Here is an 18,517-nt window from a genome sequence, read left to right as displayed (position 1 = left end):
CATTATTACGCGAATAGAATATTATCTATTATCATAAATAATTTTGAATTAGTATTATCTATTCTATGTATTTTACTTTCTATTCACATATGATTGGAGTTTTCCTATACATGATGATTATTGTAAACTCACGTTTACTACATCAACTTCATTCTTTATCTTCTACTCCTTCTCATTTACATGAGACAAAGAATTGCATCCGATACTACATTTGCTGATTTTTTTTTAATTGGGATGATCAGATAGATGATATCATAATTCTTCACTTTAGTGATATCTATTATAATATTTACACAGACTACACCTATAAAATTTGGGCTAGTAAATATAATTATTTTTTTGCATAAAATTACAACATACAATTCTAATTTTTCAAACCGTATGAAAAATGAAGGAATTGATTGATCAGTTTTGATTTGATTGCACTCCCTTTTAGGGATTTATTTATTTTATTAGTATAAGTATTGTAAAGTCTCGCAGATTAGAAAGAGCACAAGGCCCATTCTAACCCACTACCACTACTACAATATAATAACTAAGGAGGTGATCCGGCCGCAGGTTCCCCTACGGCCACCTTGTTACGACTTCTCCCTCGTTGCTGACCCCAGGTTCGATAGTACCAATTAGGCACCACCTCGCCAAGAACCAACTTCGATGAAGCGACGGGCGGTGTGTGCAAGGAGCAGGGACGTATTCACCGCGCGATAGTGACACGCGGTTACTAGGGATTCCATATTCATGAGGGCGAGTTTCAGCCCTCAATCATAACTGTGGTAAGGTTTAGAGATTGCCTCCTCCTTTCGGAATCGAAACTCATTGTCCTTACCATTGCAGCCCGCGTGTGGCCCGAGGGTTTCGGGGCATACTGACCTGCCGTAGCCCCCACCTTCCTCCGTCTCAGCGACGGCGGTCCCTCTAATTAGCTCCACTACTCCTGAGAATAATGGTAGCAACTAGAGGCAGGGATCTCGCTCGTTACCTGACTTAACAGGACACCTCACGGCACGAGCTGGCGACGGCCATGCACCTCCTCTCAGCTTGTCTGGTAAAGTCTTCAGCTTGACCTTCACTCTGCTGTCGCCCCCGGTAAGATTTCCGGCGTTGACTCCAATTGAACCGCAGGCTTCACCCCTTGTGGTGCTCCCCCGCCAATTCCTTTAAGTTTCAGTCTTGCGACCGTACTCCCCAGGCGGCAAACTTAACGGCTTCCCTGCGGCACTGAGTTAGCAATAAGCCAACTCATCACCGAGTCTGCATCGTTTACAGCTGGGACTACCCGGGTATCTAATCCGGTTTGCTCCCCCAGCTTTCATCCCTCACCGTCGAGCGCGTTCTGGCAAGCCGCCTTCGCCACTGGTGGTCTTCAATGGATCAACGGATTTTACCCCTACCCATCGAGTACCGCTTGCCTCTCCCGCCTCCTAGCTCTATAGTATCTTCCGCAGCCCATCTGTTAAGCAGGTGGATTTAACGGAAGACTTGTAGAACCGGCTACGGATGCTTTAGGCCCAATAAACGTCCCGACCACTCGGGGTGCTGGTATTACCGCGGCGGCTGACACCAGACTTGCCCACCCCTTATTCTGCACCATTTTTAGAGGTGCCAAAAGATCTCCTTAACGGAAATCACTCAGAGTAACCCTGTCAAGCTTTCGCCTATTGCAGAGGTTTCGCGCCTGCTGCGCCCCATAGGGCCTGGGCCCTTGTCTCAGTGCCCATCTCCGGGCTCCTCCTCTCAGAGCCCGTACCGGTTACAGGTTTGGTGGGCCATTACCTCACCAACAGCCTGATCGGCCGCAGTCCAATCCAGGGGCCATATAGATTTAAGTCATTACCCATTCCAGAAGTGATGACCTATCGCGGTTTATCCTCAGTTTCCCGAGGTTATCCACGTCCCCTGGGCATGTTGACTACGTGTTACTGAGCCGTATGCCACATATTGCTATGTTGACTCGCATGGCTTAGTCCCACTCTGATAGCAGTCGGGTCCGGCAGGATCAACCGGAGTCAAATAAAGTAAATAACGGCTGTAGAATTATTATTTACTTTATTATAAATCGTCGGTTGATTCTCATATAAATAAACAAACAAACTAACTTTTTTTTACGAGTTTGTTTGTCTGTTTACTTGTATGTGTTTATATAATAATTCGTCCAATTCTCTTCTTACTTCTTACTTCTTACTTCTTATCTCATTTAGATTTTAGATTGTAGACAAAATAAGGAATAAGGAAAAGTAATAAGATTTGAAAGGACGTTTATTGAGTTCTTTCTTTATTATTAAAGCTCTATTTTTTAGAGATTAACAATAAAGAGAAAGAGTACGATCGAAAAACTAGATTTGTATGTTGTTTTTTAGTTACAAATAAAAAATTACAATTAACTAGATTTGTTCTATAGGATCATCTTTAATGCAATTATAATAGCATTATAATGACCTATTATTCGATATCATCTATCTGATCATTCCCATGTCAGATTCAATCTATCAGGTCAGCACTGATTTTTTGATCGAATCTCCCTCATCATTTCATGTTAACTAGATTAATGACATCGATTAGTTGTTTCATGGAAAAGTAGTTACTTTGTATAGCTACTAATTTTTCTATTCACTTTCTAACTCCTGTACGACTTGCATATTGCAAGTCAAAATAGATTTTTGTGCAGCATAATATTAACCTTAGGTTACGAATATATTTGATTAGAAGCAGATATTGGACGAGAATTATTGCAAATTATATCCCGGCTTTTACTACGATTTGACCCATGTCTTGATCCAAAATCAAAAATATCAACGAATAATAGAATTAGTTTGATAAATCATATTTCATTTAACGTAGATACTCGAGGAGTGAATATGTTTAGTTATATTCTGAACGACCCTGTAATATCTTAGCATTTACAAATTGCTTATTTGACATCCACCTCGACTCGCTGGTTGATGTCATATTCACCAATTCTTTGAACAGTTATTTTTATTTCCCATTTACCCTCTTGACTAAGATAATTTCCAGCAGAGGAATAATTCCCTGCCCCTACTTTTTTCATAGTATCAACAAGTGGTCCCAAGTTCTTGTCAGGATTATTAAATTCTAAAAATACACTCCTAATATTTTCAACGGCGGTACCATTTACATGATAGATATAAAGGTCAAAGGTATTAGGACCCAGTTCAAAGGGAGTAATATCAAAATTAAGAACTACATCGTTAGCGGTTGTAATGTTAGTAGAATAACCTGGTGACACATTTGATATATTTTGTTTGTGTAGTTGTTGAGGTTTACTACTGTTATCTTCAACTGAAAAAACATAAGAGCCTTTTGTAATATGGCCATCGTCTTTTGATAATACAAGCCAATTGACAGTATAAACACCTGAGATGATTTTAGAGGAATCTAAAGTAACAGAAAGCGACTTATTTGAATCAGATGCTTTTAAATCATTGTTATCAATTCTTTCATTATTAGAATTCATAATTTTGATATTGCTTGCTCTTGGCTCAGGATTTTCAGTAAATGTGATAATTACTTGGTCAGGCACAGACTTTAAAGAATCAATTATTTCATTGGGTGTAGGTGAATAAGTGACTGGGCTTGCATGACCAAATACGGGTAACAAGGATACAGATGCCAAAATCAATATACCAGTTCCTATGATAGAAACCACAGCAATAGGCAAAATTGTTGAAAAATTCACATTCTATTCTTTACTACTAAGGTATAATATCATTATTGTACAAATGTCGAATTCTCTAGTATATATGATTTCAAGATAATAGTTGGAATGTGAGTTTCCTTCGGATACAAGATCATGACTACGCAACTCATGTCAAATTCTCGGAGCCAACTAATGCGTTCGAAGATTGTACAACAATTGTTATAATAAACTTTAGACATAAACTTTTAATGAATAAAAATCATCTGATTATTTTGGGAGCTGTAATCACAGCCTCGATGTTGACAGCTCATTCATTGCAAATGTCATATGCACACCAAAGGGCACTTTTTGATATAAACGGGAAAGATTACTTGTTTGTTATTGGTTCTGCAAATGAACCATTATATGTAGATGACAAGACAGCCGCAACACTTGATGGATACTGGCCGGATGCTTCTGATCCAACTAACAGTAGAGCAAATGGCACTCAACCAATCACGGGGCTAGAAAACATGTTAAAGGTGGAAATATTAGCAGGTGACAAAAACATGACATCCAATATGGACCCTGCATTTGGTGAAGTAGGAAAATATGAATCTGAGACATTCTATCCAACAGTTGCAACAACATTTGATTATCGTATTTATGGAAACATCAATGGGACAAACTTTGATGTAACATTCTCATGTCAACCAGGCGGAGAAACTGCACCTTCCGATAACTCTACAGTCGACATTTCTGAAAATGTTGTGAGAAAGGCACTGCAAGGAGGTTTTGGATGTCCTGAAGATAGAGTAGGATTCCCTGAACCATATATTTCACAATATGAGATGAGCCAACAGCTAAATAGAACCTCCACCTAATTTTTTATTTATTTTTATAAATATTGTAATACATCTTGGCCTTTCGAGTAATACTTTTTCTTTTTATCTCAATTGGTATATCAATTTGCATCTTAACTAATATTTCAATTGCCATTGCTCAGGAAGAATCCTATACTCTCATCTCCTCCTCAGAGGCGGTAACGTCTACGAATGATGCAATAGTTAAGGCCATTTTGATTGTATCTCAGGTAGCTGTTGCAGGAATAACTTTTAATGAAATTTTTTATAAATCTCTAAATTATCGAAGGAATAAATCAGAAAGAGAAAATGGAGGAAGGAATAGCAATGATTCTTTTTCGGAGCTCAACTCGATTTTTAAAGCTAATAATATTATGCGCTATAGTAATAATAGCTACCTCCACATTATTGTTATTTCTCCAAGTATTCAGTTTGGAACAAGAATTGGGATTAGATACACATTCAACATTTGAGATAACACTCTCTACGTCTGTCGGTTTTGTATGGATGTTAAGAATTTGTACTTCAGTGTTGATTATTGGTTCTGCAATAATTTATTATGTTTTAGTTTTGAGAATCAACCCTAGTGAAGATAAGAAACTTAAAAACAAAAAAATAATATTCATTAATAGGAAAACCCTCATCAGTTTTGTATTTCCAGGTATTTTTCTCTTATGTGTCTTATTGAGCCTTTTTTCTAATAGCATGATTGGTCACAGTAATGCCCTATCATCATTTACAGGGATAGCAGTTTTTACCGATTGGGTACACTTGGTGGCAATATCGATATGGATTGGAGGATTATTTTACATTTCAACTTTAATTTTAGAAAAACATAGACATAACCTTCTTCAATCCAAGGGAAAAAATAACGGAAATTTAGATTTAGAAAAGCGCAACGAAAATCAATCAATATTAAGTTTTTTGATGAATTTTTCTTATGTAGCTATTATAGCACTAACTATAATTGGAATAACTGGATTATATTTGGGAAGGATTCATTTACAAAATATTGAGTCATTATTATTTACAGTCTATGGAAATATCCTAATTATTAAAATAAGCTTGACTCTTCCAATGATAATACTAGGCAAATACAATCAGGACAGGATAGATGAATTATCACGTATAAGTATAACTAGAGCTGATATGCAAGTCAACAAGAATCATGAATATTTAGAAAGCTATATTGAGAGAACAATAATCAAAAAAATAAAGAAATCAATTAAAATAGAATCATTGTTGGGAATATCAATTATAACAATAGCATCCTTTCTGTCGGTAACGTCACCTCCCTCTTTGTCTAATATAAACACCTTAGAAAGCCGGACAGATGACGACATATCTACAATGCAAGTATTCATCTACCTAGATAACAATGCTTTTTCACTGCTTGTTATCATATTATCAATTATCATAGTCTTATTTGGCATACTTAATCTACGAAATCATGCAACTAAAGTAAAGGAGCTTAAAAACAAAAATTGATTACTAGTTTAACTAGATGACGATAAGAAACAAATTATTTATCCATTACCAAAAAATGCAATTATAATAATTAGATTGAACTATTGATTAGCGATGCAGGATTTTAGAAAAACATAGATCATGTTGTATATTGAGCGTGGAAAGGAAAAGCCCCGCATGTTTTTTGTTGTAGAAATAAGATATCTAAAAATACATAAAAATATTAATGTATAGTCCGATACGATTCAGAAAGGCGTTTGATTTGATCCAGATAGATGAAGACATGATTTTTGATATCATTAGAGAGAGGAAGCCTCGTTATGTAGCTTTGAATGGTCCTGAACCCCTATTACCAAAAATTCAAAAAGTTTCTGAAAAAATTGAAAATAAATTTAACATAATTTCATATATAATAGGAGAGAAAAGCTGGGGTTCTTGTGATCTTAATACACATGCTGCAGAGATGCTGGGTGCAGATATATTATTCAACATAGGGCACACTATAACTCTAGAAAATTTTGGAGAGAAAGTATTTATGATAAATGCTTTTGATACCATAGAGTTTGACAATATTGCATTAAAATGTGCAATGGAATTAAAGGGGCGATTTAAAACTATATCATTAGTTACAGACAGTCAACACTTGCATCAAATTGACACAGTCAGAAAGATTTTCGAGGATAATGGTTTTATCGTGGTAAAGGGGAAAGGTAAAGGACAATTAAATGATGCACAAGTCTTTGGTTGCGAATTTCATCCGCTACATAACATCAAAAGTGAAATTGATGCCTTTATTTTTCTGGGCCAGAGTAGATTTCATTCGATAGGGATCGCACTTTCTACAGAAAAACCGACATTTATGCTCGATCCATATTTTGAGGAATTTTTGCAAATTAATAATGAAGCAGAAGTTGTCAAGAAGCGAGCAATACTCTCCGTGTACAAGGCACTAGATGCAAGAACAATAGGGATAATAATAGGATTAAAAGAAGGACAATTTGCAAACATTAAAGCTTTAGAATTTAAGAAAGAACTAAGTAAATTAGGAATTAATATACAACTAATAGCTTTGACCGATATTTCAAATGAGAAGTTAGAGAACTTTAGAGAAATTGATGCCTTTATTCAAGTAGCATGTCCACGACTTGGAACTGATAATTATTTTTCCAAACCAGTACTATCAGTTCCACAAGGATTAGCTTTGATAAAGTTATTGAAGAAAGAACCTATCGAAGAATTTTTCAAAATTCAGCACTGGTTATAGGATAGTTTGGATAACGCTACAATTCAGAAAGTATTTGGTACTATGCTTGCGGTAGCATATTAGGTTTACATCTCTTCAGCATGACTGACATTTTATTGAAATGACGGCTCGTAATCAGTAGAGTTTAATAAAAAAATAAATCATATCATAACTAGTATTATTTGGTTTTTCAAACAACAATTAATATCTCCAGTAATTGTTGCAATAGAATTTGTAAAGATTATATTTAATCGATCTGCTAACATAAGCAAATTTATGGTAGTTATATCAAAAAGGCTTTCCCTGATAATATTTTTTGTTGCAGGTTTCATTTTTATTGGAATAGGTAGTGCTTCAATTATTGATTCCAACATCCCTAGATTTGTTGAAATTACTGAGACAATAAAACCAAATCAATCGGGAATATTTACCCCCGATATGAATTCAGGTAACATCGCAAATATTTATGCTAATGGATCTGAATCTACAGTGCTAGTGATAGACCCCAACAACAAGTTGATAATGAATAAGACTAGAAATATTGGGGCATTAAATGAAACTGTTACATCTGAAGTAAATGGAAAGTACAAAATTCAGGTTATTAACGAAGGAGAAGATACATTGAATTTGAATTTAGGAGCGTTTTCGAAGGCCAGTCCACTTGCTTTTAGTGGCCAAATGATGTTGATTATAACAGGTATTGTGGTCGTAGGGCTAGGAATTAGAACCAGAATGCAGTCATAACTATCATATTTCGTCTTTCTTATATGAACCTAATAATTTAAAGAATATAGTAGCGGTTTTAACAGCTGAAAGAGAGGTAGATACTTTATCATCATTAATGTTTCCCTCTAAATCTACGAAAAAATAATACTCCCAAGGTATATTCTTAGTAGGTCTTGATTCAATTTTTGTTAGATTAATGTTCCTTAATGCAAACTCTTGAAGTATAGAATATAATGATCCAGGAGTATGAGAGATAGAAAAAATAACTGATATTTTATTGTCATCGGTATTACTATCATATCTATTAGAAATTATTAGAAATCGAGTGAAATTATTAGAATTATCCTCGATATCTTCTTCTACAACCTTCATGTCATAGATTTGGGCCGCATGTTTGCTAGCTATTGCTGCTGCGCTAGCATTGCGAGTTTCTTTAATAAATTTAACAGATCCTGCAGTATCGTACATAGGGACTGATTCTAAGTGTCTATTTTGAATATATTTTCTACACTGGGCCAATGCCTGTGGATGAGAATAAATAACAGAAATTTCGTCTGGAGATGAATTCTTATTGATAATCAAACAATGATGTATTTTCTGATAAATTTCCCCGATAACGTAAAGAGGCTTTTCAACTAATAAGTCATAAGTTTCATTTACACTTCCTTCTGTAGAATTTTCGATAGGAACTACTGCCAGATCCACGGTAGAACTTTCAACTCCCTCAAACAATTCACGAAATGATCTAAACGGAACGAATGAATAATTTGGATCAGGATATTGAATACGGGCAGATGCTTCGCTGTAAGATCCAGATTCTCCTTGAAAACCTACCTTTAAGGCTTTCATGTCATAGGAAATTGTTTGTCATATAGAAGTGTAAATGATTCTTTTCCATAATCAAATGAAACTTTCCTGTCTTCAAAGTTACCACAGGAATTGCATTTTAATCCTCCTGGTACTTTGACAAATTCATTCCCGCAAGAAAAGCAAATTGTGTATACAACTCCCATGTCTCTGTCCTCTAATGTCAAATGAATTGAAGAATTTAGTAAGCTGAATACTCTTCCCCTTATTATATCGCCTACCTTAAAAACAAATTTACCTTTATAACTTCTCTCACGCCAGCCTGAACTATAGTTTCCTCCAGAATTAGACATACGAGTGGATGCTATCGCAGAAAACCCAGATTTAGAATATTTTTCATTGATATAAACAATCCTTACCGATATCATATTTCCAAATAGCATATCGATATATCCAACAACAATATCACCAATCTTAGGTATCATAGGTGGATTTTTTTGTTTGACATTCAAAATACGGTCGACCATATTAATACTAGATTTTCCTATAACAGAAGATCTAACCTCACCGTCATCTAAATAAGTATTTTTACCCGCATCAAATTCCTCAATTATAGCTAATGATTTCCCAGGAATAATATGATCAATTTCATGAGTTTTAATCAAATCAAACGATATTTGTATTCTAATAGTTATAATTGTTACATTAACTCATATGTCTAATGGATCATTTCGAGCATTTCTATTGCTTGTCTAGTTTCTTTGACATTATGAGTTCTTACCAGAGAGGCACCATTCATCACGCTATACATCTCAGCAATAATTGAAGGAATCAGTCTATCTTCTATATCCAAACCAAATAAAGATCCCATAAAGGATTTTCTGGAAATTGAAATACATATTGGTTTTTTCAAAGACGTTAGTAACTTAATATTAGCAATTATATCGATATCACGCACGTACCAATTCATACCTTGAGTCTTGGAATAAAATGGATTGAATCCTTCTTTTCTAAAAAAACCAATTGAAGGATCAATTATCATTTTATCATTGTCAATTTTGGATTTCTTGGCAATTCTAATACTTTCAGATAATAGAGAACTAGTATCTTGTATGTCCCCATCACGATAAAGATTTTCGCCTTCTGACAAGTAAGCACCGAGGATTACAGGAAGATCATGTTCAAAAGCCAAGTTTGACATGTTCTTATCATATTTCAAACCAGTAACGTCGTTAATCGCATTTACTTCTAATTTTAATAAGGAACGGATTACATCAGATCTAACTGTATCAACAGATATAGGAATATTACTAATTTGCCTAATAGCTGATATAGCATTGTGCAATCGTTTTGATTCGAGGTCCTTTGGAATCAGTGTTTTTAAGTATGGAGCAGTTGACATACCACCAACATCCACTATATCAACACCATGATTCTGCATTCTAATAATCATATCTTGAATCTCGTCTTCTTGATGTTTTATCGAGTCTTTGTAAAATGATTCTGGACTCACATTTATGATACCCATAATCCGAGTCTTTTCAGAGGGAGTGACCGAAACATTGCCCACTATTGTCAACAAATAAAATAGATTTTTTTCTTTTAAAAACATTCAGATAAATCTATTAAAGCACTATATTATTATCAGACATAGAGACTAGATGTTCCAAATTCAGAGAAATTTTTTGAAATTCTAGTAAAGACCTAGAAAGGAAAATAGAGAATTTTCTATAAATACGATTGAACTATTGCTATTAATTCTGGTAATTGATTCGATACCATCACCATCACTAGAGGATGAATATTTGAGTTTTTAGATTGTATTTTACCAATAAAAAAATTCCTTGATGGTATACAGTCGTTAATTTGGGAAAAAATGTACAAAAGATAATAATATTAACGCATGAATGTTACCTTAATCATAAATTACAATTATAAGCCTCCGTCTCTTTTACATAGACCCAACAGAGACTTAGTTTTAATTCTAGTTGTTTTCATACATTGGCTATTAATCCTGAACTAGTTTACCTTGAAAAGCTTTGAAAAGAAAGTAGTAATCGACGGCATTATTTTTTCCATGATTAAATTATCAAAATCCTCTGTATGTGGATCTAATGTAAAGATCAATAGATATTCTAATCTATTTTTATGATTTGTTATTGGTATTGTAATCCTTAAAATTTTTTCATAAAGTGAACACGTATAATTTAGTTTTCCAAGGATATCTTGCCATCTTAACCTAGTATACTGCCTAGTAGAGGCAGTGATGGCATATTGCTCAGTTTCTTCATCGCTTAAAAGTGGAATTATTCCTTTACGTTCCGCAGTAGTAAGGATTATGCCATGCTTGTCAGCAAGCCCAATGAATCGTATTCTCGAATCGATTTCCACAATTTCATTGCATAGGTTTTTGAATTCGGTAACATATTTTTCCATGTTCTATTATTATTGGAGTTTCGACAATGTATTATTTTAATTTTTTTTATACAGTAATTGTCCATTTAGTTCAATTTTTGTTATCCTTGAGGCCGGGATTGTTTGAAAATTTTCAGAAACTATAATGAAATCTAATAAGTTAATTTGTTTATAATCTTCATAATCCCTATATGTTACAAAATACGAGGATGCATCGTCTGCATACAGTGCTTTACTAATAATTTCCTCTAATTTACCCTTCTTAGCCATTAATTACAATTTATTATAAATTATATATACTTCATCACATGATCGGACTCATTATGCTGGTCAAAATAATCGGACAAATCAAAAAATTTGGATTGCATTGAAATGTCGAAGTATTGGTTTTCGTTTGATCCGTGCTGATGACAAAGGATTTATGAATACGGTATATAGATACGATGGATTTTATGACAATTCGTATGATTAGTTCTTATCGAATATATTCTATGCTTTATTTAATAGCATGCAGAAAAGTAATAATCTGAAATCTAATGATTCATCAAGGAAGATATACCGGTCTGAAATTTACAATAACATATATTTATTTCAATAACAAATTGTCAAAAGATTTAATATTGAACTTTGAAATAATGTAATAGGCAAGCTTAGTATGACTCATTGTATAGCAATACATTCCTACAAAGGAGGTACGGGAAAGACAACAATAGCTGCAAATACCGCAGCATTACTTGTAAAAATGGGGAAAAAGGTTGCCATACTAGATTTAGACGTTTATGCACCTAGCTTACATAATTATTTTAAGATAAATCCAAAAAAATGGATAAACGACTTTTTGGATAATAATGCAGATATCTACGAATCAGTAATTGATATGACTGAAATTCTGTTTAAAGAGGACCAAAAGCAGAACAATTTTACGGGGAGACTCTATACAGGATTTTCTAATCCTAGCAGAGACGCGATATTTAAATTCGAAATGGGTAATGGAACAGACTATTGGAAAAAACAGTTTAGGAAATTGGTTTTTCTTAGAGAACAAATTATTACCAAGCTCGATACAGATTATATTATTATTGATACGAGTCCAGGAATAAGACATTGGTCCATTAATGCCCTATCAATAGCTGATAAATTAATACTTACTATGAAAATGGATGATTTGGACATTGAAGGAACTAAAAAACTGTTATTTGAAATTTATACAACATTTGTACGATTTGGTGCTATTTCTTATATATTGCTCAATAGGATATCAGGATATTGTATCCCGGCTATCATACCCGATTCAAATATCGAACAAAACCAAGATCATAAGAAAGTTTTAGAAGAACTTCACTCCGTTACTGGCGCAAACTCTCTTTCCCCACTCCCATGTTATTGCGACATACAATTTAGTCCTAGAGAGTTTTTGACAGTAATTAACAATCCAAACCATCCATTTTCTTTAAAATTGAGAAGCATTATAAGTGAAATGACAAATAATAGTTAAAATAACAATATTAATTTTAAATTAGAGAGCATGTCAGTAGAATTACAGTAGAATGAGCAAGAAGAAAAAGAATTCAGATAGTGATAGTAACAGAAATAATGCTTCTAACAAGAATAATAATAACGATAGCAGTTATTTTGCAAGGGGTCGGAAGAAAAGAAAACAATATTTAAAATTAATAGTTCCTGTTGTTGTTGGAATAGCAGCTCTTGCCATTGTGTTAGCAATATTTTTTCCCAGCGAAAATGTAGCAGCTAAATATGGTGCTCTAGGATCAGCACATGAACATGCAGCAGTATTGATTAACCTAAATGGTACAAACTTGGACTTAGCACAACAAAAATACATGGTAAGATCTAACTATATTCATGTGGAAAGCTATAATGGCACATTAGATGGAACAACTATCCATAAACACTCGTCTAATGTTCCAATGGGCGAATTCCTCAAGAGTATTAGAATGGACGCTTCCAATCAATGTTTCAATACAGATAGTAATCAGCGCCTTTGTGAGGATGACCAATATAAATTAAGTTTCTATGTGAATGGTAATGAAACTGAAGATATAATGAGTTATGTAATAAACGATGACGATAGAATATTGATAACATACGGAAAAGAAAATTCAACGGAGATAAGTAGACAACTACAAGAATTAAACAATCTTCCAATCAATGTAAAATAATTTACCTCCATTTTTTATTAGAACATTCAGATTATTCATTAGAAAGTAAAACGACAGATAGTATTAATTGCATTCAACTGGAAGTGTAGGATTATTCCCCCATTCTCCCCAAGAACCTAGATACATTCTTACATTTAGATATCCAAGTTGTTTAAGAGCAAGATAAGTGTTTGCAGCTCGGTAACCACCTTGACAATACGTTATAACCTCTGTTTCCTTTGATATAAAGGAATATAAGCTCGCCAATGCTTCAAATTTCAAGAATTTTCCTTCGCCAAGATTATTTGACCAATCAATATTAACGGATTTAGGAATATGTCCTCGATGAAAAGCACGACCAACAGACCCGTTGTACTCAGCAGGGGATCGGCAATCAACAATTACCACATCCTGTGAATTTTTGTCTACACAGTTTTTTACATATTTTAAATCAGCTAATACAGCCCTATTAGTGTAAAAATTGGATGTGGAATGTGAATATTGATTTGTCTTCATTTCAACTGGATATTTAAGTTTTGACCAGTTTTCAAACCCACCGTCTAATATATATGAATCAAGATGAGAGAAATAATGTAATAGCCAAACACCTCGGGATGCACTAGGACCTGAAATATCATCATAAAAGACAACCTTATTTGATGGATTAATGCCTAGATAATTTAATAGTAAACTCATTTGTTTTTCAAATTGCAAAATTCCCATTGTAGAGGTATCAATCCAATGAAAATGCATCAAATCGATATTAATGGCACCAGGAATATGACCATTCGCATACTCAGCAAATGATCGGGTATCAACAAGTATCAATTCAGAATGTTGATTCTGGATTAGATCATGTAAAGATTCACCATTTATAACGGTGTTCAAGAACCTAGATATACCGGATCCTATAGATAATGCTTTCTAGAAGCCCAAAAATAAATTTGAAAAAGTTTTTAATAAAAAGTACTAGAATACATAACGGGCAAGAAATGGCAAGAAAAGCGGCAAAGACAAAATCAGAGGAGAGTGGTCTTCCCGAATGGGCTGACAATGAACTAAAAAATGCAAATTTTCAAATATTAGACACTATCAATAGGACAGGTTATTTTCTAGACATCAACGAACAAACTAAAAAAGCAGATATTCAACTCTATGAATCACTACCCGACGGTAGAACCATAATTGAAGAAATCGATTTAGTAGACGATATTAAGGTTTCAGACCTTATGAAAGGTTTCGTCTACGAGTTTAAAATCAAAATATCAAAATCCAAATTAAGTGATCAATTATGTGAATTATTGAAAACAAAGTATCAAATTGATATGGATGAAATTTTTAAATTTGATTTGGAGAGCGCACAAATGATGGATGTAGAATCAGACTTTGATCCAAATAAGAAGGACAAGGATGAAGATGAAGATGAATAATAAATTCAATTCAGCCTAGCTTTTTACGAAATTGGTTCTCAATAATTGAATCAACTATCGCAGGAAAACAACCTTTGAACGGTACGGACAGTCCAGCTAATGTTGGCACAAAAATTTGAAACGAATCAGACGTAAGTGAGTTTAATACCGCTTTGGAAACCGCCTCAGGGTTTAACATATATTTCATTGGGATTTTATTATTAAAATATTCATTGTTAAAAAAATTGGTCTTTACGCCTATTGGACTTATAACAGATATCTTTACACTTGTTTTTCTTAATTCACGACGTAAGGACTCGGAAAAACCCAGCATGGCAAATTTTGAGCCACAGTATGCGGCCATTCCAGGTATACCAAAACTGGCAGCTAGGGAAGCAATATTAATTATATGACCGCTATTTCTCCTAATCATGGAATCAAGAAAAATTTTTGTAAAATAAATCATGCCAAAATAATTAGTGAAACTGACTTTTTCGATTTCCTCAATGGACGTTTTCTCGACCTTTCCAAATATACCAATTCCCGCGTTATTGATTAAGACATCTATATACCCATATTGTTGGAGTATCAGATTACCAACGCGCTTAACTTCCTCCTTGTTGGACACATCGCAACTTAAAGGCAATATATCAAAGTCCCTTTCCTTCATAGATACAATAGAATCATTCAGTCTATCCATTTTTCTGGCAATTAGAATTAAAGATTTCAAACCAAATTGTGAAAAATCGCTTGCAATACATCTGCCTATTCCACTCGATGCCCCAGTAATAAGAACAACCTTGTTTTTTAGTATGTCGGTTAACATCTTCACAATATAAAAAAGAAATAATCATTATTTAAAATAATATCAATTAACTCTACTGTCAGGTGCAGTGGAAGGGGATGAATTAGATTTTGAATAATTAGTTCCCAATGCCAACCTCATCAATGCAATCCACATTATTAGTAATGGCAAATAGTAAGAAGCAATCCTCCATGCAATTATGACGTTTAATTGATCGATATCATTTACTATATTACCAATTTGGGAAACGTTATTCAGTTGATTGATATATGCCCATAACCCCCATTCAGCTAAGCCTGAACCCCCTATTGTGATGGGAAGGGTGCCCAAAATTGTGGAAGAAGCTGTAGCCATAAATGACAAAAATAGACCTATGTACATATCTACAGAATGTGTTAAAACTAGAAATGAAAGACCTTGGAAAATAAATGCGACCACTGTAATTGCAATGCCCACGGAAAATATTTTTACTGATTTAAATGATCCAAAGTTTTCTCTGCTCATTATGCACAAATCATCCAATGCTTTATTCACAGAATTGATCCCCCGTTGAGCTTTTTGTTCTGAAATAAATTTTTTTGCCAATTCTAAAGAAAATGAAGGTAATTGGATATTTTTTTTTGCTGAATATATCAAGATAAAAAACCAGAATCCAAATGTAGGAGCAGCGATCGCAATAATTAACAGACCAATAAACATGGAGCCGCTAGCTATTGCAACAAATCCAGCGATAAAAGCTAAAATTGTACCAACAAATACATCGGCAATAATTTCCATCGTAGTAACCCATGCTGCTCGTCCTGCTGGCACACCACTCTTAGTTAAGAAAGCAATACGAACTAGTTCGCCTCCAATATAGGAAGGAGTAGTTTGAGTTACAAATTCTCCAGCTAACCTGGCAAAAACAATTTTCCAAAATGAACTGATACTTTTTCCGATAAATTTTCGGACAAAATAGTAAAATCTAACTGCTTGAAGAAAAATTCTTGTCATTGTTGCAAGAAAAGAAAGTAAAAAAGGGACAATGCCTACAGATAAAACATCATTTAGTGAAACAGGAGTAAAAAGAAAAATAAGTATTATGGGTATAACGCTTATAAAAATGAAAATTATTCTCCAATTCAAGGTATATCAACTAGTTCAAAAGAAGGAATATAATAATCATACAAATATAACAATAAAATTAGAATAACAACTAAAAATTTTTGAAATGCATACTATATTCGTGACTGGTACGGCCGGTTCAGGGAAAACACTATTAACTTCGAGATTGTTGGAATGGTACCAAAGCAATGATGTCTCACCAATTTCAATCAATTTAGACCCAGGAGTATCCAGTTTACCGTATGATCCAGATATAGACGTAAGAGAGTTTATTGATTTTTATTCGATAATGGATGATTATAAGTTAGGACCCAATGGGTCACTGATATTGGCTAATGACTTGATATCAACAAAAATAGATGAAATCCAAACTCAAGTTCAGGAACTTAATCCAGATTATGTAATAATCGATACTCCCGGACAAATAGAATTGTTTGCCTTCAGGTCTAGTGGTCCTTATTTTGTTTCAAATTTTTATTCTGATTCTAAAGTAACACTATTTACCATAGATGGGACATTAGCAATATCTCCAATTAGTTTCGTTTCTTTGATGTTCTTGTCACAATCAGTTAGATTGCGTTTAAACATCCCACAAATCAACGTCCTAACGAAAAGAGATAAAATAACTGAGAAATTAACAGAAATTTTAAATTGGTCTAACTCTATTACCTCACTTCAAGACTCCCTAAATCTAGAAAAAGATTCAGAGCAATCTTTATTGGGTAAAGATATTATAAAAGCACTTTATAAAGGTGGAAATATGTTGAGTCCTATTGCAGTATCTAACTTAACTATGAATGGAATGATAAATTTAACTGCCGCATTATCAAGGATATTAACACAAGGTGAAGAGGAGCAGAAATACGATTGAAAAAGGAAAAGCATGAGATTGTAGCTGAATATATGGAATGCACTGCAAGTGCATCTGCCTCAACTGCAAATTTGGGTCCAGGATATGACGTATTTGGGTTAGGTCTGGATGTATTACAGGATGTAGTATCCATCAAAATAGAGAGAAAAACAATAGCAAAGAAAAACAATGTAAAAATAATAATGAGTGGCGATCTAGGCAAAAATATTCCACATGATCTTGATTCTAACTCAGCAGGAAAAGTAGCAAAGAAAATTATTTCAGATTATGATTTATATAATTACAACTATTTAATAGAAATTAAAAAAAATATTCCACCGGGTTATGGGATGGGAAGTAGTGCCGCATCATCAGTAGCAACTGCAGTTTCCCTAAATGCATTATTTGGATTGAATATTAACGATACCAAATTATTAGATTATTCTGCGGAAGGCGAACTCGCAAGTGCAGGTGTAAAGCACTTCGATAATGTCGCAGGCTCATTTTTTGGAAATTTTGTAATAGTCAAGACTTACCCAAAATTGGAATTTATCAGAATAGAATCTCCAAATAATCTATCTATGGTTATATGCGTACCACTTATTCAAGTTCCTAAAATGAAGACAGAGTTTTCAAGAAAAGTCATTCCTCAGCAAGTACCTTTGGAAAAAATGGTTCATAATGTCGCTAATGCATGTTCCGTAGTTGCAGGCTTTTATTGCAAGGATATAGAAATGATTTGTAATGGTATAAATGATTGTATTATAGAACCCGCCAGAAAGAAATTGATCCCAGGATATGAAAAAATTAAACAAAGATCGTTAGAAGAGGGAGCGATGGCTTTTACCATCAGTGGAGCTGGTCCTTCTACGGTAGCTTTTTTAGATTCAAGCAAAAAGGGGCTACGTCTATCAGAAGTCATGGAAGAGGAATATGAGAAAATAAATGTAAAATGTAAAACATTTATATCTAGATCAGGTAATGGATCAAAAATAATTTCGTTGAAATGAAAATCCGTTCTTTGCTGAGAAAATA

General features: G+C 34.0%; 20 protein-coding genes and 1 rRNA gene. 11 read left to right on the top strand and 10 right to left on the bottom strand.

Going from position 1 to position 18,517, the window contains the following annotated elements; all coding sequences use genetic code 11:
- Positions 1-538 precede the first annotated feature (538 nt).
- Together AB0A59_RS00930 and AB0A59_RS00925 are read right to left on the bottom strand one after the other, a co-directional pair.
- Positions 539-2,007 (bottom strand): 16S ribosomal RNA (locus tag AB0A59_RS00930).
- A gap of 901 nt (positions 2,008-2,908) precedes the next feature.
- The gene (locus AB0A59_RS00925) at positions 2,909-3,694 is read right to left on the bottom strand and encodes a copper resistance CopC family protein (protein WP_458745664.1); all 786 of its coding nucleotides are present in this window, start codon (positions 3,692-3,694) and stop codon (positions 2,909-2,911) included.
- A gap of 209 nt (positions 3,695-3,903) precedes the next feature.
- Between AB0A59_RS00925 and AB0A59_RS00920 the strand changes: the two genes are divergently transcribed.
- The 5 genes from AB0A59_RS00920 (at position 3,904) to AB0A59_RS00900 (ending at position 7,951) form a co-directional block, all read left to right on the top strand.
- A complete protein-coding gene (locus AB0A59_RS00920; protein WP_458745662.1) occupies positions 3,904-4,518 on the top strand; it encodes a hypothetical protein in 615 nt (204 codons plus the stop codon).
- A 35-nt stretch (positions 4,519-4,553) separates the two neighbouring features.
- Positions 4,554-4,970 carry a hypothetical protein gene (locus AB0A59_RS00915; RefSeq protein ID WP_458745660.1) on the top strand — a complete coding sequence of 139 codons (417 nt, stop codon included), beginning with the start codon at positions 4,554-4,556 and terminating at the stop codon, positions 4,968-4,970.
- Positions 4,942-5,985, top strand: a complete 1,044-nt coding sequence (locus AB0A59_RS00910; protein ID WP_458745659.1) for a copper resistance D family protein — start codon at positions 4,942-4,944, stop codon at positions 5,983-5,985. Before AB0A59_RS00915 ends, AB0A59_RS00910 begins: the two co-directional genes overlap by 29 nt.
- A 205-nt stretch (positions 5,986-6,190) precedes the next feature.
- On the top strand, positions 6,191-7,228 hold the full coding sequence (dph2, locus tag AB0A59_RS00905; protein WP_458745658.1) for a diphthamide biosynthesis enzyme Dph2: 1,038 nt from the start codon (positions 6,191-6,193) through the stop codon (positions 7,226-7,228).
- Between the two features lie 255 nt (positions 7,229-7,483).
- Complete coding sequence (locus AB0A59_RS00900) at positions 7,484-7,951, top strand: hypothetical protein (protein ID WP_458745656.1); 468 nt, start codon at positions 7,484-7,486, stop codon at positions 7,949-7,951.
- Positions 7,952-7,954: 3 nt separating this feature from the next.
- Here AB0A59_RS00900 and pheA read toward each other — a convergent pair whose 3' ends face one another.
- The 5 genes from pheA to AB0A59_RS00875 all read right to left on the bottom strand — a co-directional run bounded on the left by pheA (position 7,955) and on the right by AB0A59_RS00875 (position 11,425).
- On the bottom strand, positions 7,955-8,782 hold the full coding sequence (gene pheA / locus AB0A59_RS00895; RefSeq protein WP_458745654.1) for a prephenate dehydratase: 828 nt from the start codon (positions 8,780-8,782) through the stop codon (positions 7,955-7,957).
- Entirely contained in the window at positions 8,779-9,405 is a 627-nt protein-coding gene (locus AB0A59_RS00890; protein WP_458745652.1) for an exosome complex RNA-binding protein Csl4, read from the bottom strand. Before AB0A59_RS00890 ends, pheA begins: the two co-directional genes overlap by 4 nt.
- A gap of 53 nt (positions 9,406-9,458) precedes the next feature.
- Positions 9,459-10,310 (bottom strand): dihydropteroate synthase, encoded by an 852-nt coding sequence (gene folP, locus AB0A59_RS00885; RefSeq protein ID WP_458747639.1) that lies wholly within the window; start codon positions 10,308-10,310, stop codon positions 9,459-9,461.
- A 449-nt stretch (positions 10,311-10,759) separates the two neighbouring features.
- A complete protein-coding gene (locus tag AB0A59_RS00880) occupies positions 10,760-11,176 on the bottom strand; it encodes a hypothetical protein (RefSeq protein WP_458745650.1) in 417 nt (138 codons plus the stop codon).
- Between the two features lie 36 nt (positions 11,177-11,212).
- Positions 11,213-11,425 carry a DUF504 domain-containing protein gene (locus AB0A59_RS00875; RefSeq protein WP_458745648.1) on the bottom strand — a complete coding sequence of 71 codons (213 nt, stop codon included), beginning with the start codon at positions 11,423-11,425 and terminating at the stop codon, positions 11,213-11,215.
- A 385-nt stretch (positions 11,426-11,810) separates the two neighbouring features.
- Here AB0A59_RS00875 and AB0A59_RS00870 point away from each other — a divergent pair, with 385 nt between their 5' ends.
- Both AB0A59_RS00870 and AB0A59_RS00865 read left to right on the top strand, forming a co-directional pair.
- Positions 11,811-12,650 (top strand): ParA family protein, encoded by an 840-nt coding sequence (locus AB0A59_RS00870; RefSeq protein ID WP_458745646.1) that lies wholly within the window; start codon positions 11,811-11,813, stop codon positions 12,648-12,650.
- Between the two features lie 52 nt (positions 12,651-12,702).
- Positions 12,703-13,335 (top strand): hypothetical protein, encoded by a 633-nt coding sequence (locus tag AB0A59_RS00865; RefSeq protein WP_458745644.1) that lies wholly within the window; start codon positions 12,703-12,705, stop codon positions 13,333-13,335.
- 63 nt (positions 13,336-13,398) lie between these two features.
- Here the strand turns inward: AB0A59_RS00865 and AB0A59_RS00860 are convergent, their stop codons facing one another.
- Positions 13,399-14,202 (bottom strand): sulfurtransferase, encoded by an 804-nt coding sequence (locus AB0A59_RS00860; RefSeq protein ID WP_458745642.1) that lies wholly within the window; start codon positions 14,200-14,202, stop codon positions 13,399-13,401.
- 29 nt (positions 14,203-14,231) lie between these two features.
- Between AB0A59_RS00860 and AB0A59_RS00855 the strand changes: the two genes are divergently transcribed.
- A complete protein-coding gene (locus AB0A59_RS00855) occupies positions 14,232-14,744 on the top strand; it encodes a hypothetical protein (protein WP_458745640.1) in 513 nt (170 codons plus the stop codon).
- A 10-nt stretch (positions 14,745-14,754) separates the two neighbouring features.
- On the opposite strand, the gene AB0A59_RS00850 is transcribed toward AB0A59_RS00855, so the two are convergent.
- Together AB0A59_RS00850 and AB0A59_RS00845 are read right to left on the bottom strand one after the other, a co-directional pair.
- Positions 14,755-15,549 carry an SDR family NAD(P)-dependent oxidoreductase gene (locus tag AB0A59_RS00850; RefSeq protein WP_458747638.1) on the bottom strand — a complete coding sequence of 265 codons (795 nt, stop codon included), beginning with the start codon at positions 15,547-15,549 and terminating at the stop codon, positions 14,755-14,757.
- A gap of 42 nt (positions 15,550-15,591) precedes the next feature.
- Complete coding sequence (locus AB0A59_RS00845; RefSeq protein ID WP_458747637.1) at positions 15,592-16,602, bottom strand: lysylphosphatidylglycerol synthase transmembrane domain-containing protein; 1,011 nt, start codon at positions 16,600-16,602, stop codon at positions 15,592-15,594.
- Between AB0A59_RS00845 and AB0A59_RS00840 the strand changes: the two genes are divergently transcribed.
- The 3 genes from AB0A59_RS00840 to AB0A59_RS00830 are packed head-to-tail and all read left to right on the top strand — an operon-like array spanning position 16,553 to position 18,492.
- Complete coding sequence (locus tag AB0A59_RS00840) at positions 16,553-16,720, top strand: hypothetical protein (protein WP_458747640.1); 168 nt, start codon at positions 16,553-16,555, stop codon at positions 16,718-16,720. The genes AB0A59_RS00845 and AB0A59_RS00840 overlap by 50 nt on opposite strands.
- A gap of 18 nt (positions 16,721-16,738) precedes the next feature.
- Positions 16,739-17,503: an ATP/GTP-binding protein gene (locus AB0A59_RS00835; protein WP_458745638.1), complete on the top strand. Its 765-nt coding sequence runs from the start codon at positions 16,739-16,741 to the stop codon at positions 17,501-17,503.
- Positions 17,500-18,492 carry a homoserine kinase gene (locus tag AB0A59_RS00830; RefSeq protein ID WP_458745637.1) on the top strand — a complete coding sequence of 331 codons (993 nt, stop codon included), beginning with the start codon at positions 17,500-17,502 and terminating at the stop codon, positions 18,490-18,492. The genes AB0A59_RS00835 and AB0A59_RS00830 overlap by 4 nt, the downstream gene beginning before the upstream one ends.
- Positions 18,493-18,517 lie beyond the last annotated feature (25 nt).

The sequence above is a fragment of the Candidatus Nitrosocosmicus sp. T genome (assembly GCF_054408485.1).
The sequence above is the reverse complement of the archived record's forward strand: the minus strand, read 5'-3'. Positions and strand labels throughout refer to the sequence as shown.

Bases quoted from the DNA above. Each gene is read 5' to 3' on its own strand.
- AB0A59_RS00855 (WP_458745640.1), top strand. From the start codon at position 14,232: ATGCTTTCTAGAAGCCCAAAAATAAATTTGAAAAAGTTTTTAATAAAA.
- dph2 (WP_458745658.1), top strand. From the start codon at position 6,191: ATGTATAGTCCGATACGATTCAGAAAGGCGTTTGATTTGATCCAGATA.
- AB0A59_RS00865 (WP_458745644.1), top strand. From the start codon at position 12,703: ATGAGCAAGAAGAAAAAGAATTCAGATAGTGATAGTAACAGAAATAAT.
- AB0A59_RS00920 (WP_458745662.1), top strand. From the start codon at position 3,904: ATGAATAAAAATCATCTGATTATTTTGGGAGCTGTAATCACAGCCTCG.
- AB0A59_RS00850 (WP_458747638.1), bottom strand. From the start codon at position 15,549: ATGTTAACCGACATACTAAAAAACAAGGTTGTTCTTATTACTGGGGCA.
- pheA (WP_458745654.1), bottom strand. From the start codon at position 8,782: ATGAAAGCCTTAAAGGTAGGTTTTCAAGGAGAATCTGGATCTTACAGC.
- AB0A59_RS00880 (WP_458745650.1), bottom strand. From the start codon at position 11,176: ATGGAAAAATATGTTACCGAATTCAAAAACCTATGCAATGAAATTGTG.
- AB0A59_RS00875 (WP_458745648.1), bottom strand. From the start codon at position 11,425: ATGGCTAAGAAGGGTAAATTAGAGGAAATTATTAGTAAAGCACTGTAT.
- AB0A59_RS00870 (WP_458745646.1), top strand. From the start codon at position 11,811: ATGACTCATTGTATAGCAATACATTCCTACAAAGGAGGTACGGGAAAG.
- AB0A59_RS00840 (WP_458747640.1), top strand. From the start codon at position 16,553: ATGCCTACAGATAAAACATCATTTAGTGAAACAGGAGTAAAAAGAAAA.
- AB0A59_RS00900 (WP_458745656.1), top strand. From the start codon at position 7,484: ATGGTAGTTATATCAAAAAGGCTTTCCCTGATAATATTTTTTGTTGCA.
- AB0A59_RS00835 (WP_458745638.1), top strand. From the start codon at position 16,739: ATGCATACTATATTCGTGACTGGTACGGCCGGTTCAGGGAAAACACTA.